This is a genomic window from Acidicapsa ligni, from assembly GCF_025685655.1.
GTDB classification, from domain to species: domain Bacteria; phylum Acidobacteriota; class Terriglobia; order Terriglobales; family Acidobacteriaceae; genus Acidicapsa; species Acidicapsa ligni.
In genome coordinates, this window is sequence record NZ_JAGSYG010000001.1 from 1,323,011 (window position 1) to 1,337,119 (window position 14,109).

At 56.1% G+C, this 14,109-nt stretch carries 17 protein-coding genes; all 17 read left to right on the top strand.

The features are described from left to right. The first annotated feature begins 160 nt into the window (after positions 1 to 160). The 17 genes from OHL19_RS05310 to OHL19_RS05390 all read left to right on the top strand — a co-directional run bounded on the left by OHL19_RS05310 (position 161) and on the right by OHL19_RS05390 (position 14,008). Entirely contained in the window at positions 161 to 961 is an 801-nt protein-coding gene (locus OHL19_RS05310) for a phosphoadenosine phosphosulfate reductase domain-containing protein (RefSeq protein WP_263356570.1), read from the top strand. A gap of 522 nt (positions 962 to 1,483) precedes the next feature. Further along, positions 1,484 to 1,612 (top strand): hypothetical protein, encoded by a 129-nt coding sequence (locus OHL19_RS05315; RefSeq protein WP_263356571.1) that lies wholly within the window; start codon positions 1,484 to 1,486, stop codon positions 1,610 to 1,612. A 65-nt stretch (positions 1,613 to 1,677) separates the two neighbouring features. Then, positions 1,678 to 1,968, top strand: a complete 291-nt coding sequence (locus OHL19_RS05320) for a hypothetical protein (protein ID WP_263356572.1) — start codon at positions 1,678 to 1,680, stop codon at positions 1,966 to 1,968. A gap of 14 nt (positions 1,969 to 1,982) precedes the next feature. Continuing rightward, a complete protein-coding gene (locus OHL19_RS05325) occupies positions 1,983 to 2,342 on the top strand; it encodes a hypothetical protein (protein WP_263356573.1) in 360 nt (119 codons plus the stop codon). A gap of 68 nt (positions 2,343 to 2,410) precedes the next feature. After that, entirely contained in the window at positions 2,411 to 2,578 is a 168-nt protein-coding gene (locus tag OHL19_RS05330) for a hypothetical protein (RefSeq protein ID WP_263356574.1), read from the top strand. 131 nt (positions 2,579 to 2,709) lie between these two features. Further along, positions 2,710 to 3,675, top strand: coding sequence for a TOTE conflict system archaeo-eukaryotic primase domain-containing protein (locus tag OHL19_RS05335; protein WP_263356575.1), 966 nt, complete (start codon positions 2,710 to 2,712; stop codon positions 3,673 to 3,675). A 14-nt stretch (positions 3,676 to 3,689) separates the two neighbouring features. Beyond that, positions 3,690 to 4,355 (top strand): hypothetical protein, encoded by a 666-nt coding sequence (locus tag OHL19_RS05340; protein WP_263356576.1) that lies wholly within the window; start codon positions 3,690 to 3,692, stop codon positions 4,353 to 4,355. Positions 4,356 to 4,378: 23 nt separating this feature from the next. Continuing rightward, the gene (locus OHL19_RS05345) at positions 4,379 to 4,675 is read left to right on the top strand and encodes a hypothetical protein (RefSeq protein ID WP_263356577.1); all 297 of its coding nucleotides are present in this window, start codon (positions 4,379 to 4,381) and stop codon (positions 4,673 to 4,675) included. A 120-nt stretch (positions 4,676 to 4,795) separates the two neighbouring features. Beyond that, positions 4,796 to 5,248, top strand: coding sequence for a hypothetical protein (locus tag OHL19_RS05350; RefSeq protein ID WP_263356578.1), 453 nt, complete (start codon positions 4,796 to 4,798; stop codon positions 5,246 to 5,248). Between the two features lie 52 nt (positions 5,249 to 5,300). Further along, the gene (locus OHL19_RS05355; RefSeq protein ID WP_263356579.1) at positions 5,301 to 5,558 is read left to right on the top strand and encodes a hypothetical protein; all 258 of its coding nucleotides are present in this window, start codon (positions 5,301 to 5,303) and stop codon (positions 5,556 to 5,558) included. A gap of 91 nt (positions 5,559 to 5,649) precedes the next feature. Beyond that, entirely contained in the window at positions 5,650 to 6,090 is a 441-nt protein-coding gene (locus OHL19_RS05360; protein WP_263356580.1) for a single-stranded DNA-binding protein, read from the top strand. A gap of 33 nt (positions 6,091 to 6,123) precedes the next feature. After that, complete coding sequence (locus OHL19_RS05365; RefSeq protein WP_263356581.1) at positions 6,124 to 7,002, top strand: Rad52/Rad22 family DNA repair protein; 879 nt, start codon at positions 6,124 to 6,126, stop codon at positions 7,000 to 7,002. Positions 7,003 to 7,333: 331 nt separating this feature from the next. Continuing rightward, positions 7,334 to 9,529 carry an AAA family ATPase gene (locus tag OHL19_RS05370; RefSeq protein WP_263356582.1) on the top strand — a complete coding sequence of 732 codons (2,196 nt, stop codon included), beginning with the start codon at positions 7,334 to 7,336 and terminating at the stop codon, positions 9,527 to 9,529. A gap of 216 nt (positions 9,530 to 9,745) precedes the next feature. Next, positions 9,746 to 10,804, top strand: coding sequence for a class I SAM-dependent methyltransferase (locus OHL19_RS05375; RefSeq protein WP_263356583.1), 1,059 nt, complete (start codon positions 9,746 to 9,748; stop codon positions 10,802 to 10,804). Further along, positions 10,770 to 11,420 (top strand): hypothetical protein, encoded by a 651-nt coding sequence (locus OHL19_RS05380; protein WP_263356584.1) that lies wholly within the window; start codon positions 10,770 to 10,772, stop codon positions 11,418 to 11,420. Before OHL19_RS05375 ends, OHL19_RS05380 begins: the two co-directional genes overlap by 35 nt. Before the next feature lie 8 nt (positions 11,421 to 11,428). Next, entirely contained in the window at positions 11,429 to 11,611 is a 183-nt protein-coding gene (locus tag OHL19_RS05385) for a hypothetical protein (RefSeq protein WP_263356585.1), read from the top strand. A gap of 102 nt (positions 11,612 to 11,713) precedes the next feature. After that, the gene (locus tag OHL19_RS05390; RefSeq protein ID WP_263356586.1) at positions 11,714 to 14,008 is read left to right on the top strand and encodes a helicase-related protein; all 2,295 of its coding nucleotides are present in this window, start codon (positions 11,714 to 11,716) and stop codon (positions 14,006 to 14,008) included. The last annotated feature ends 101 nt before the right edge of the window (positions 14,009 to 14,109 follow it).

Consider the following 14,109-nt stretch of genomic DNA (forward strand, 5'->3'; position numbering starts at 1 on the left):
CTTTCAAGCGTTTGCGATCTGACTATCCCTCTGTTTTGGGTTGATTTTCGGCTGAGTAGTGAAAAGTGAACGGATTTGCGAATTGAAGCCTGTTCGGTCACTGCGCCCCACAGAACTCATCTGACAACGGAGGTAGTAGATGTGCCACTCACTCGATGAAGTGAAGCGCCTTGTTGCGCGCTTCTATGGTTCCGTCGCGTTTATGATCAATCATTCCGGCGGAAAAGACTCTACTCGCATGCTCGGTTTTGCTCGTGAGAACTTTCCCAATGTCGTCACCCTTGCGGTGATGGCCGACACTGGATTCGAACATCAACATCCGATATCGGCTATGGACTTCGCACGCTCCCGGTGTGCAGATTTCGATGTTCCACTCACCGTTGTCCGTAACCCCCACCGTACTTATCTCGAGATGGTGGAGCAGCGTGGCATGTTTCCGTCGGCGCAATACCGGCAATGCACCTCGGATTTGAAACGTGGGCCTATCGAGAAGTACATTCGAACGCTTCCGTATCGGCTGATCTTTAACTGCATGGGAATTCGTTCAGAAGAATCTCGGCCGCGTTCGAAGTTGCAGCCGTTGTCATTGAATTCGTCGTTGACGACGCGGACTCGCACGGTCTACAACTGGTTTCCGATCTTCGGACAAACTCTATCTGACGTGCTGGCGTGGCACCGTGAGAACACTATTCCGCTCCACCCGGTGTACGTGCCTGATTTCCATAACGACGGAACTACTGGCGGTTATTTGCGCCGTTTGTCATGCCGTCTCTGCATCTTTTCGACGGACGCCGATCTGTTAGCTATCCGCCAGCGCGATCCTGAAGCATTCCAGGCTGTCTTGGAATTGGAGAAGAAGATCGGCTTCACGATGCGCTCCACCGGCAGTCTGGTGCAGATCACCGATGCGGCGCAGTCTGTGGTCGACACCCGTAGTGCCCAGGGGTGTCTTCCTTTCTAAGCAGCAATCCCCCCAACTCTCCTTCGTTGTTTCCACCGCCATGCCCCACCTTAACGCTGCCGTCTGGCAGTCCCCCTGGCTTTCGGGAATTGAGTCCCGATTTCATTCCCACATTTTTCTCCCGTCGCTCTGTTCACCACTCTCCCCAACAGCCAACCGGCGTGCCTCTACGCCGGTTGCACCAACGCATTTTCTGGAGGCCACCCAATGCTGATGCTGTATCTATTCAAGGTTGAGGTGTTCGACCTCGGCCTCAACTACTCGTATTCGACCGACTGCTTTGTCATCGCGGACACGCACGAAGATCGCGGTCGGCTCATCCGTTACCAGTTCGGTAATCACAACGGGAGCGTTGTGAAGCGGTCAGTGCTTCTGGGAGCAAGAGCGTTGTCGTGTTCAGAAGTTGTCTTGCTAGAGAGGTCGGCTGGCACAACTGACAGTGTGTGGCTCGCAACTTGCTTACGGACACGACCCTCTATGCCGAATGTCCGTCACCTCCCTCGCCTGGAGAGTGATGAAGACATGTACGAACTTATGGAGCAAGCGCCTGACCGTTATGACGGGCTCCCGCTCCTGACGGATCAGTACATCCACGGCAAACACTTCTCCCGGAACGGTTCAGTCGCGGCCAGCTTATCGACCGCGGCGTGAGCCGCGATGTAATCACTATCCACGCAGCCCCCTGTTCCCCTCATCCCTCAACCAAGGAGAAACTCATGTCCTCTCTTCCGTCACCTGTTGCGGAGGTGACGCACCGTCACACCTCCACTCTGCCCACCTACTTTCTCACCCGGATCGTCATCGCCGTCTTCCTCACGGGGATGGACACCCTCGTCTTCGTGAAGTCCGCCCTCGAAGGCCTCCGCAACAGCATCAGCATGCCCATCTTGCACTGGTTGCTGATTCTGGCGTTGCTCGGCATTGCTCTCTCGTTGGCGCATGTCTGGTACAAGACCTTGCGCTATCGGCGGCCAACCAAACCCAACACCCACAACCCGTTCCTCTAGAAAGGAGAGAACTCATGACCCGCAGTCTCGGAAAGATGTTCGCTTACCCCCTCATGGATTGGCACGACCAGGCCAAGGACTCTATCGATCAGGACGTCAATGCCTTCCTCGAACTTGGTGAAGCCATCGCCACTCGGTGGATCCAAACCCAAAAAGGCGTGATGCTCCTGCAGATGGTACCTGGCGACCTTACCTCCGGCGCCATCTATGTGCTGGATCGCATTCGTCAGGTCTGGTACATGCTTTCGTTCGAAGCCTGCGAGTGTGAGTTCAGCAAAGAGAAGTTCGATCTAGCCTTCTGCGAGTACAAGCTTTTCCACTACGTCGACCAGCCCGGTCTCCTTCTGGACCGAGTTCCTGCCGGCCGAGCCTAACCTTCCCAGTTCCGGCCCAACCTGACAACTCAACAATCAACCCACTTCTTTCTCAAGGAGAAGCCGCTATGCGTCTGTCCGCAGGTCGAATCCGCTCCATCAATCGCTGTCTCGCTTTTCACGGCAGCATCATCTGCAGTGGCTCGGATACACCAGTCCGCCGTGCCGTTCTGCTGCCGAAGCCACCGTCGCCCACGCTGAAAGTCGTCGCCGTGCCGAAGCAGAAAGCCGCCTGAACCATCCACCTCAAGCCGGAATCGGCGAGCAAGTGCGTTCCTCATGCACTGGGCTCGCCGTTTCCTTGGAAATTTGACCGAGTTGTGAAGCCGGGATAAAACCTCCCCAGATTGGAGAAAGGAGATACCTCGTGTACGCCAACTTCCGTGTAACCCGCGATACCGCGAGCGACTTCATCCGGCTCTTCGTCAATCGCCGTGCCTTCGGCATGCAGGCTCACAAGCCATTACCGAATGGAAAGGTCCCATACTTCCTGGCGAAGGACTGGACGACCAAACAACCCAAACCCCTCGATAACGATGTCGTGCGAATGCATCTGAACGGCGATGTCACCATCAACCTCTACGCCATCAATCCAGAGACACAGAGGTGCAAGTGGGTGGCGATCGACGGCGACTTCGATGGCGCTGTCGAGGCCCTCTTCAAACTTCAGTGGGAACTCAAGCAGGACGGTGTAGAGGCTGCCATCGAGCAATCGCGCCGAGGCGGTCATCTATGGATCTTTGCGGAGACGCCTTTGCTCGCTGCGGAATGCCGTATCTATATCTACAACCTTGCCCTCCGCCTGGGGGTTCCGATAGTCGGCGGCGGTCTAAAGCAAGGCATCGAGGTTTTTCCAAAACAGGACACCGTGGAAGACGGTGAGTATGGCAACGCACTTCGGGCGCCGCTCGGTGTTCATCGCAAGACCAACCGGCGTTATTGGTTTTACGAAGCGTCGACTGAGCCAGAGCCACAGCTGGCTTATCTGAACGGCCTTAAGAAACTCACTGAGGCCGAACTCCACACCTTTATTAAGGGTATGACTCTGCCGGAGAACTACAAGCCTCCTGTACATGAGCCGTACGTCCCTCGTCCAGCTCGAGACGGACAACAGGAGTTCCGGATTCTCGACTATGTGCGGCCACGCACAAAGGATCGACGTAACTGGTGGGCACCATGCCCATCGTGCAGGCAGGCTGGCAAAGACAAGTCGGGAGATAATCTCGCCATTCAGATCGCCAACCCGCGCTACTACAAGTGCTGGGCTGGCTGCAGTGCGGATGATATCCGACTCGCGCTGGGTCAACCGATCCGCAAAAAGCAGATGGCATAGGGAGGAGCGAGACGATGCAAGCAAACAAAACCAACAGGGCTGACAAGAACACCTTAGCTCCTTCCCCATATGTCCAGTACGGCATTCCGCTTGGCCGCTCCGCACTTCGAGGGCTCGAGAAGCGAGGTATCTTCTGTCAGACCTCCATCTCGGTAGAGCACCAGCATCTAGCGAAGCGATATGTTTTACGCGGTGTGGAATCAGGCGGAGCTGTCTCGGACATGGGGCGATACTGCGCTTACCTGGACATCGACGGCTCTCCTATGCCGTGGTTGCAGCCGATCGATTCAATCTCGGGTAATGGCCGACATGCTGTGGTCGTGGCGCCCGAGTTCATACGGCTTGAGATGTTTCGTATAGGCAGGACCTACGAACTTGCCGTTACGCGGCACACACTTACTCCGCAAGAAGGATTGCCCAAGCCCCGAATCACGTCTGTCCTTCTATTCCGTGGACGCGACGGCACTCTTTCGCTTGACCTTTGGGCGCCGGAGAATCGTGCGCTCCGGGGTACGATTACGCCGTCTTTCTACTCGGAAGGCGGCGAACTTCGCGAGATTCCAAAGAGCTTCCAAGATGCAGTGAAGAGTGCTACGAATGCCTTAAGCTGCCTGGCCTGCAAGCATGTGCATGTTGCCGTTGCGCGAAGCACGCAACGGAACCTGCTCGCATCGGTCTGATACAGAACTACAGAGGAGCAACGATGTCTCAGCATGTGTTTCGCACGACGGACCGCGTTGGACAGCTAGTCACAGTCACGCTTGGCTATGATCGTCCCCTCGATTACGTCTTCTGCACAGTGTTTCGTGGCGGCGAGGAGGATTCACCACTTTACACAAACCTTGACGACGAGGACGCTGGAACACACCTGCAGGAAGTTAGCTACTACCGCAGTGTGCTGGAAGGCCTCGGCATCGACGTGCCCGAGACGATGTTTGCCGAGGTCGAGTCAGACCAGGCAAATGTTGTAGGCAACCGGTTCGTTGACCACACAAAGTAAAACTTCTGGACGGAAGGACATTCCGAACGATCACCTACCCCACCTTTTGCGGTGGGGTTCACTTTGCACGTCATTTGACGAAGAAGGGACGATTCTATGTGCTGCTGTGATCAACCTACAGTGAACGGTGAGTTCGGCTACAAGTGGCAGCCGAATGATGCGCCGATGGTTCGTAGACCCGATGCTCCTGAACTTCTGGAGGGGCAAAGTCTTCTCCACGATGAGGCAGGCCGTTGCGGAGGACTCGACAGCCACTGCCACCACTACCGTGTCGTGCAGTGGTATTCCAGCGTATATCTTCTGGTGCGTCACGGTGGCGGCGATGAATCCTTCCGACTCTGCACCACAGAGAGTCTTCTCGATAGCTTGTCAGCACTTGATTCGACGGCACGATATTGGTTTTTGAACGCTATCTATCACGCCTACGGCGACGGGACAAAGGTAGCGACGGAGAAGACAAACAATTATTGGCGCATGGCCGCGGCAGATGGCCGCATCAAGACCCGGAAACTGCGCGGGCGGGATGCAGTGAAGGTCTCTGTCGAGCCGAAACTCGATCCCATCCCAAATTGAATAGCTTGTCACCATGGAGACGATCCGGTGGCAGGTTTCGAGGACATCCAGGATGAAAGCCGATTTCAGCTACATGACCGGGAGCGACGGTTTCACGAGCATCCTTCCCGATACCCCTGAGGCAGAACGCGAATACAACCGCATTTTTGCCGAAACCGGGAGCTTACGACTGACGCCATTGGAGTTCCACGAGTTCCGGCAGAAGGCACGCGCCGCCGGCTATTCGGTACGGAAGCTCACGCCCAACAATGCAGAGATAAGCGTTGGAGAACTCGCTGGGTTGTTGGAACAAGAGAACCAGTCGTTTTGATACCACGAAGTTCGCCCAAGTGGCGGCAAGCTCGGGCGAGCAGTAGGAAAACCAGCAAACAAACAACAATTTCATTCCTCAGGAGGTCCTCATGGCGAGGTCCGTCAATAAAGTCGTCTTGCTTGGCAATGTAGGAAAGCAGCCCGAGGTTCGCAATACTCGGAGTGGCACCGTTGCCGAGCTCTCTCTCGCAACCAATGAACGCCGGCCTGACGGTCAAGGCGGATGGCAGGATCACACAGAATGGCACAGCCTCGTCGCCTTTGGGCGAACCGCCCAAATCATCGCCGAGTATGTTCGCGTTGGCACTCCGCTCTTCATCGAAGGCAAGCTGCGTACGGATTCATGGGACGACACTAACGCTGGCGTGAAGCGGTACTGGACGAAGGTCATGGTCCTCAATCTCGTCCTGCTCTCCCACGGTGAGCGGCGTTCGACCGTTGAAGACTATCGAGCGGATCCGGAAGATTTTGGCTCTTCCTATGCCCACATCCCGGATGGGCAGATCACCGCTGATGAAATTCCGTTCTGATCACTGCGTTGCTGAAGTTGAAAAGGAGATCACATGCCGACTCCAAGGAAGTTTTCTGCCGAAGAGCAACGGAAGCTGTTTGCCCTTCTCGAAACACCGTTCTCGCCTTCTGAAGTGAAGTGGCGTGTCGTTCGGAAAGGACAGCGAGGTCGCCGTGGCAAAGTTCTGCCATACGTCGATCCACGCGCTTACACCGACCGCTTGAATCAGCTCTTCACCCCTGCCGGATGGTCCCGGACGTACAACCTGGCCGCCGTCCCGAATGTGGTCAGGAGGATTGACGGCCGTGAAGTCGTCACGGGCAAGGTCCTCGTCAACTGCATCCTGACCATACATCGACTCGGCGTCCATACCGGAAACGGGGAGGAATGGGCCGACAGCTCTATGGCTGTCACGTCTGCGGAAGCGCAGGCTTTCAAACGGGCATCAAGCTGCTTCGGTCTCGGCCGCTATCTTTATCGCATCTCCGAGCGCTGGGTGGACCTTGATCGTCGCGGAATGCCAAAGCGCTTTCCGGCTCTGCCGTTATGGGCATTGCCACCGGACGTCATCATCGAGCATGGCGCAGAGCCAAGAGGGCCGATCGACCCGAAACTAACCGGGAAGATCGAAGCCTTCCGCAAGCTGTTGGGAAGTGCCGTCTATACGGAGATCCTCTCCCGAGCCGGCTTCTCCCATGATGCTCGGCTGATCCCAAATGCGAACCGCCAGAAAGACGCGCTCAAGTGGATGGAAGCGGCTGCACGCGGCTATGACCGCGTGCGCCATCTCGCATCGGGCCGCGGTGCAGAGCAACTGGACGCGGTACTCCAGCATTTGAAGTTGAATGCCGTACACGACCTTCCCAGCCTCGACGCATTGCGCTTTGTCGTCGACACACTCGAATCCTTGTTGCCCCAAAATGCAGCATAGCCAAGTCGTTTCAATCAAATCCCAACCAAGGGCGGCGACCAGCCGCCCTCTTCGTTTGGAGGAACCATGCGCAACGTGCAGATGCTTCGCACCGAACCAAACTTCGTGAGCGTACCCCTCGAACATGCAGTCTACTGCGAAAACTGTGAAACCGTCTCGAACTCCCGGAGAGACCGTTGTGGAGTGTGCGGGAGCGAAGCGATTCTGGCACTCGCAGCCATGATTGGCGGAGTTCCGCCCAGTCCTGATCCTGGTGCCCCGTCGCAGCGCAGATCGTGCCGATTTTCGCCTTGGAGCGGCTAAGCGCCGCATAATCCGAAGGGAGCCTCATATGCCTGCCTCATTGCTGATAAAAGATGCCCAATCGCCCTACAATATAGGTATTGTTCGGGAGTCGACTACTTTGACGACTGCTTCACAACAGTATTGGGCACTCCGGCAGGTGCAGGTAGAGGCTAAGATTGCTCGCTTTGAGTCAACCGCCTCCACCCCGGATGCGGAACTCAATTGGAAGAAGTTCTGCGCCGGAGGATTCTCGTTTCTGGATCGCCTCCTACGGATAGCTAGTGACCGCTTTGAAGGGCCGCTTCGGGCACAATGGAATGGAAATAAGCATCTTGCACGAGACGCCAAGCGACTATTTATGGCCGATGCGATTGTCGAGATTCTGATTCCGTTCTCTCATGACCCCCTCCAGTTCGTGAAGCTCGGTCCACGCTCTACAGCGTATGAAACTAGTACATTGAAGGCTTCTGACCATACCCACTTCTATGAGCTTGGAAAGCCCTATCTTGGAATCTCATGGAAGAGTGTTTGCCTGTTTGCTCTGACCCCCAGCGGACAATGTGTACCGCTGGATACGTTTTATGTCGATACTCCAGACGGCAGTAGATGGTCCACTGATCCGGTCGTGCCCGGAGTATTTGCAAGTGTCGCCAAGGAATTCGGTCCTAACCTGAAGTTGATCGAAACTCAGTTTGCGCCGTTTCTGAGCCTACTCACACGGAAGCGGAACTTGGCGAGAGAGGAAAATGCCCTCTCTCGAATAACAAACTCAGTGAAAGTTTGGGATCACCTTCATCTGCCTGAAGCGCAAAAAATTGAAATACTCCGCGCAGTGGAACTTTTCGAGAGAGGTGACCCGGCAGCGCCAAACGGGTTGCTTCTCACTGGACCGTCTGGAGTTGGAAAGTCTCTACTTGGAAAGACCATCGCGGAGACCGCAGGTTGCAACTTTCAGCATCTGACGCCAGCGACACTCAAGCTGGATCACCTTGGAGGAAGTGGACGCAAAGTGCGCGAAATATGGGAGGAGGCTCGACGAAATGAGCCATCTATTCTTTACCTCGATGAGTGTGAGGGAATACTCGGACGCCGGGGCGCCGCTGAGACAGACATAATTTCTACCGAGATCGTCCAGGCTTTTCTTTCCGAATGGGACGGCCTGGATAAAAGCTCTCGAGTCTGGGTAATTGGGGCGACCAACCGCAGGGATCTCCTGGACGACGCCATTCTCTCTCGATTCGGGTGGGAAATGCAGATCAGTCTGCCTTCAGAGGAGAACCGCATTCTCATCCTCCAACAGGAACTAAAGGATGCGGGTATCGAATTCCCATTGTCTCCCGAACTCGGACCTCTGACGCAAGGAATGAGCGGTCGAGACCTTCAGGAACTTGCCCGTGCTGCGCGACGTGCCGCTCATCCGGAAATAGCCGGGGAAGAACACCTGCGGGCTGCGATCGGTAAGCGGAGAACGGGACGTAATACTCAGGTTTCGCCCCAGTCCCGATGGGTCACATTAGTTATCGATCCGAACACGATGAACCGACTGAAGCTCGTTTGCAACCTCCTGCGAGAGTCTGACAAATGGGCAGCACAAGGTTTGTCGATTCCTCGCGCACTCCTCCTCGACGGTCCTTCCGGGACGGGCAAGACGGAGATTGCAAGAACCCTTGCAAACGAGAGCGGACTGACGTTCGTGGCGGCGACGACTGCGGACGTCAAAGCCAACTTCCTTGGACATAGCGGCAATCGGGTCAAACAACTCTTCGATCGAGCGCGATCGAATTCGCCTGCCATCCTGTTTCTCGACGAACTCGATATCATCGCCCCTAACCGATCGAGCGTCGGCGGAGGCGATCCCTTGACTGATGAAATCGTGGGGCAACTCCTCCAGGAGATAGATGGGATCCAGATTCATGACAGTCATGTCTTCCTTTTGGCAGCAACCAATCGGCCTGACGCGATCGATCCGGCTGTACGGAGCAGGTTTGAGGAGACTCTGGTCATTCCATTGCCGGACAGGAACAGCCGTACACGGTTGATCTCGATTTTCCTAGGCGGCAAGAAGCTCGGGTTTCCGCTCGAAGATGGGGCGGTCCTGCTGGCCGACTTGTCCGATGGCAGAGGTTGGAGCGGGCGGGACCTGAACAACTGGATTCGCTCGGCTGAACAGAAGGCCCTGATACGTGCTCTCGAAGCTGGCGGCCCGGAACATTACTTAATAGGGCTCGACGACTTCGACTGATCTGTCTCTGGGCCGCAGTACCCTTGTGGTTCGACGAGCGCGTTCGAGCCTTCCTCATCGTAACCCCTTTATCGGAAAGATTCACACGGATAAGAAGGCCGCCATTATGCGCGGCCTTCGCCTTTACATGCCCCAAAAGACGTTCCGTTGGGTCAATCCGCGGTGTGCCCAAAATGGACCCGCACCACAACATCCCTATGCAGGCATGGAGAGACTATGCGCAATGTTGCTCGTATCAAACTCGGATACTATCCGCTTCCACCATCGGAGGGAGAGCGTCTCAGAGGTTTGCTGAAGTTTCCTACTGAGGGAGCTTCTGTGTTGGATCCCTGTGCCGGCACCGGCGCAGCGCTCCATCAGCTTACGGAAGGAGCTATCGTCGAGCGATTCGCAATCGAACTGGACGCGGACAGAGCTCAGCGTGCGACTGAGGCGGGCATCACCACCGTTCACGGCAATCTCTTCGATGTGCAGGCTAAATCAGGGAGTTTCTCATTTCTTTACCTCAATCCACCTTATGACTCCGAGGTTGCTGCTTTTGGTAACAAGCGCATGGAACTGCTCTTTCTGCAGCGAACGTTTCGCTGGCTTGTTCCGGGTGGCATCTTGCTCATGGTCGTCCCTCACGCTCAACTCGAGGATTGCACCGATCTTCTGTCCGACGCATTCAGCCGGTTTCAGGTATTTCGACTGACTGACCCGGAATCAGAGCGCTTTGATCAGGTCGCCTTGATCGCCGTGCGCACTCGTGTCAGCGGCGCGGATTATGAGAAGAACCGAGAGTTCCTCATATCGACGATCTGGCAAAAATCCCTGCCTCTTCTTACGGGCGAAGAGCCGCCCTATAACGTGCCCCCATCTGCCTCCGCAGAGCTGTTCTATCGAGGGCTTCCTCTGGACGAAGTAGAAGGCCTCGTCTTGTCATCGGCCGCATGGAACAAGACGCGCTCTTTTCTTCTTCCGAAGGAAGAGTCCTCTGTGGGGCGGCCGATCACTCCTCTGCATGGGGGACACGTTGGCTTGCTTTGTACGGCAGGTCTGCTTAACGGTGTCTTCGGTACTGAACAAGAACGCCACATCGCTCGATGGAGGACCGTGAAGTACGTCACCACCTTCGAAGAGAAGATCGACGGTTTCACCGAAGTGCACAAGCGAGAGCGGTTCTCGAACGAACTGGCACTCGTCTATGAGGACGGACGGACGCTGGTGCTCACCGATGAGAAAAAGAAGGAGAACAAGGATGCAGAACGCACATCTGAGGCTCGGGCGGCTTGAGTACCAGCGAAGCTCTGTCAAAACGCAGACGCACATTTTCGTCCACGTGTCGCAGTACGTCGGCGAAGACGAACAAGCGCATCTTCTCAGCTACTTCGGGAACGATGCGGAGGTTGCAGCGGTCACGGCTGCCATTCAGGAGAATCACCGGTTCGACCTGATCTTTCCGGATGGAAAGAAGCAGCGAATCGGTTTCGGCTCAGACGCCACCTGCTACAAGGGAAACCTCAACCTGCCGAAGCAAAAGAAATCCCTGCGTCATATCGTCGCGGTCTCCTCATGGCTTCATGCCAATGGTGGCGCCGGCCGGACTTTTCTGCTCAATGAGGACGCTGAGGATCTGGCATGGGCGACGCTGGTGAGTCTGCAGGGGCTTCCTGCCGATCCTCGCTGGGGCACCAATATCCTTAAAACCTTGCGCCAGGAGAACAAGCTCGTTTCATTGGCAGGAATCGGCTGTACCCCTGCGGTCGTTCACGCTACACGCCAGGAACTCCTGGAACGTATCGGTCAAGCATGCTCCACCCAAGTATTGCCCTTTCCCGAAAAGAACGGACCTATCCTCTGGCCGTCCTTTGAAGTGAAAGACGTCTTGGCGCAGGGCATGAGTTCTTAGGAGGTGTTATGCAACAGCCACTCAACGAACCCAAGACCTTTGCTGAGATGGTGCTCGTACTGCTTGAGGATCGATTTCCCTGGTTAGGCAGCGATGAACCTGTCTCGGGTGCAGACACCGTCGAACAGCTCTCCGCATTACACCAGCGACTGGTACAGACGCGAAGTCTCAACAGGAGTGTTCCCCGATAACTCCATCCTCTCTTGAGAGGTACAGAAGCGCAAAGTAACTGCTCATCAGACGGGCCGGCGAAAGCCGGCCTTCAACATTTTCAGAGCCGCCTGGAGGCCGAAGTGGATACCTACCATGATTACCTTCGCACCTATAGTGCAGAACTCGGGACACGCATCGTTGAGATGTATCCGCCGCTGCAAGGTCCGAAGGATCCTATCGCACCCGCGCTGAAGGGTCTTCTGCGAAAGCCATTACCGGCCCAGGCGATGACAATCACGGGAGCCGCGAAGTACCTGCAAATGGAAGACTCGGTCCGACTCGTTGGCGAATGTGGGACCGGGAAGACTCTGATGTCCATCGGGATTGCCCACGCCCATGCGGACGGCAAGCCTTATTCGACGCTGGTCATGTGTCCACCCCATCTCGTACTGAAGTGGGCCCGCGAGGTGCTCATCACCGTCCCGCGAGCGCGCGCCTTCGTCATCTATGATCTGCGCAACGGCGGTGATCCCTCCAAACCACACGGTGTCGTGGAAGTCGGCATGCGCAATGGACACGCCGTCGCCAGAGGTCTCAAGACGAGCGTCTCAGAGCTGCGGAAGATGAAACGCAAAGGCTGGCGCAAGCTGTGCTCTGGTCCGGCATACTTCATCGTCAGCAAGGAGACCGGCAAACTCAGCTACTTTTGGAAGCATGCGTATACAGTTCCGAAGTCTGGGAGTTCGCGTACCTGCGTCACGAATCCAGATACAGGCGCGGTCGTTCCCAACCCGGAAGGTGGCCATCTCCTTAAAGCAGACTTCGACGAGGTGAAGTACTCGGAGCAGATCATGCGCCCGGGCGGAACAACCAACTACTCTCCCTTGTGGGAGGCGGACCGATCGAAGATTCAGCGAGTAGCGCCGCTTGAGTACATTGGCCGCTACATGAAACGTTTCTTCGACTACTCCTTCGCCGACGAATTGCACCAACTCGCGAACGACACCGCACAAGGGAATAATCTCTCTGTCCTGCGGCGTTGTGCCCGCAAGCTCATCGGAAACACCGGCACCCTAATGGGAGGGTATGCGTCCGACCTTTTCCACATCCTTTATCGGATGGAGCCCTGGAAGATGGTAGAAGCCGGTTACGAGGCAGGCAATCAGGGGCAGACTGACTTCCAGTCAACCTATGGAGTGCTTGAGGCGATCGAGAAGATCCCGGACGCCGACAAGGCCTGCACTCGTTCCGCCAAAAGCACGGTGCGTCTCTCGAAGAAGCCAGGCGCTTCGCCTCTGCTCTTCGGGAAGTTCCTAATGAGCTCGACTGTCTTTGTTTCGCTTGAAGACATTGCCGACTTTCTACCGCCCTATGAGGAGAGCGTCTGCGAGGTTGCCCTCGATCCAGAACTCCGCAAGGCTTATACCAAGATTCAGGAAGACATCCAGAAGGCACTCCAGGCGAACCGCGGGAACCGCAGCCTGATGAGTCTCATGCTGCACCGCCTGATGCTGTATCCGGATCATCCTTTTGGTATCGGAGAGATCTGGGGCAAGCGGTTCGATCCCAAAGTCAATCGACTCGTGCCGTTTCTCGTTACGACCGCGCCCGATCTTCCGAAGGACGATTTGTACGCGAAGGAACGTAAGCTAATCGAAGACATTCGGGAAGAACTGCGACAGGGCAGACGGTGCCAGGTCTTTGCAACCTTCACTGGGGAACACGATGTCCCAGAACGGCTTCAGAGCGTGCTGCAACAGGCAGGCTTTCGCGTTGCCGTTCTGCGCTCCAGCGTACCCACTCTCAAGCGAGAGCAATGGTATGAGAAGCAGGTAAAGGAGGGAGCGGAAGTCATCATCGCCCATCCGAAGCTGGTCGAGACTGGACTCGACCTGCTGTGGTTCCCGACGATCTACTTCTATGAGACGGGTTACTCGCTTCACACGTTGCGGCAGGCGTCGCGCAGGTCATGGCGCATCGGCCAGCGGCTCGATGTCCGGGTGAAGTTCCTTATCTATGACGAGACAACACAGCGCACCTGCCTTCGACTGATGGGCAGGAAGATGCTTGTGGCGCTCATGATGGAAGGTAAGTTCTCCGGAGAAGGACTCCACTCGATGGATGCCGATGACGACATGCTTGCCGCGATGGCGCGTGAGTTGGTCGAGAAAGGCGGCGTGGGCGAATCTGCCGATGCCGTCTGGGGTGAATTGCGTCGAGAACGGGCTGCACAGTTAACTGCCGCACCCGCTGCTCCTTCGCTTCCTGCGTTCGAGATGGATACAGACACCGACGATTTGTTCGCTGGTATCCACAAAACATCCGCTGCGCCCGCTCCTGGGCCTGTGCTGGTGCATTCGCAGCCGAAGAAGAAGAAAGAGCCTCTGTGGCCGACAGGGTATGTCATCGGGGATCAGATGCGACTCTTCGGCTAATCCCAGGTGTTCACCCGAGTCAGCCACGTGCTACAGTTCCATCGGGAGAACAGCTCCAACGGGCCAGCTTATGGCCTTACAAAGGCAGGAAAGAGAGTCAG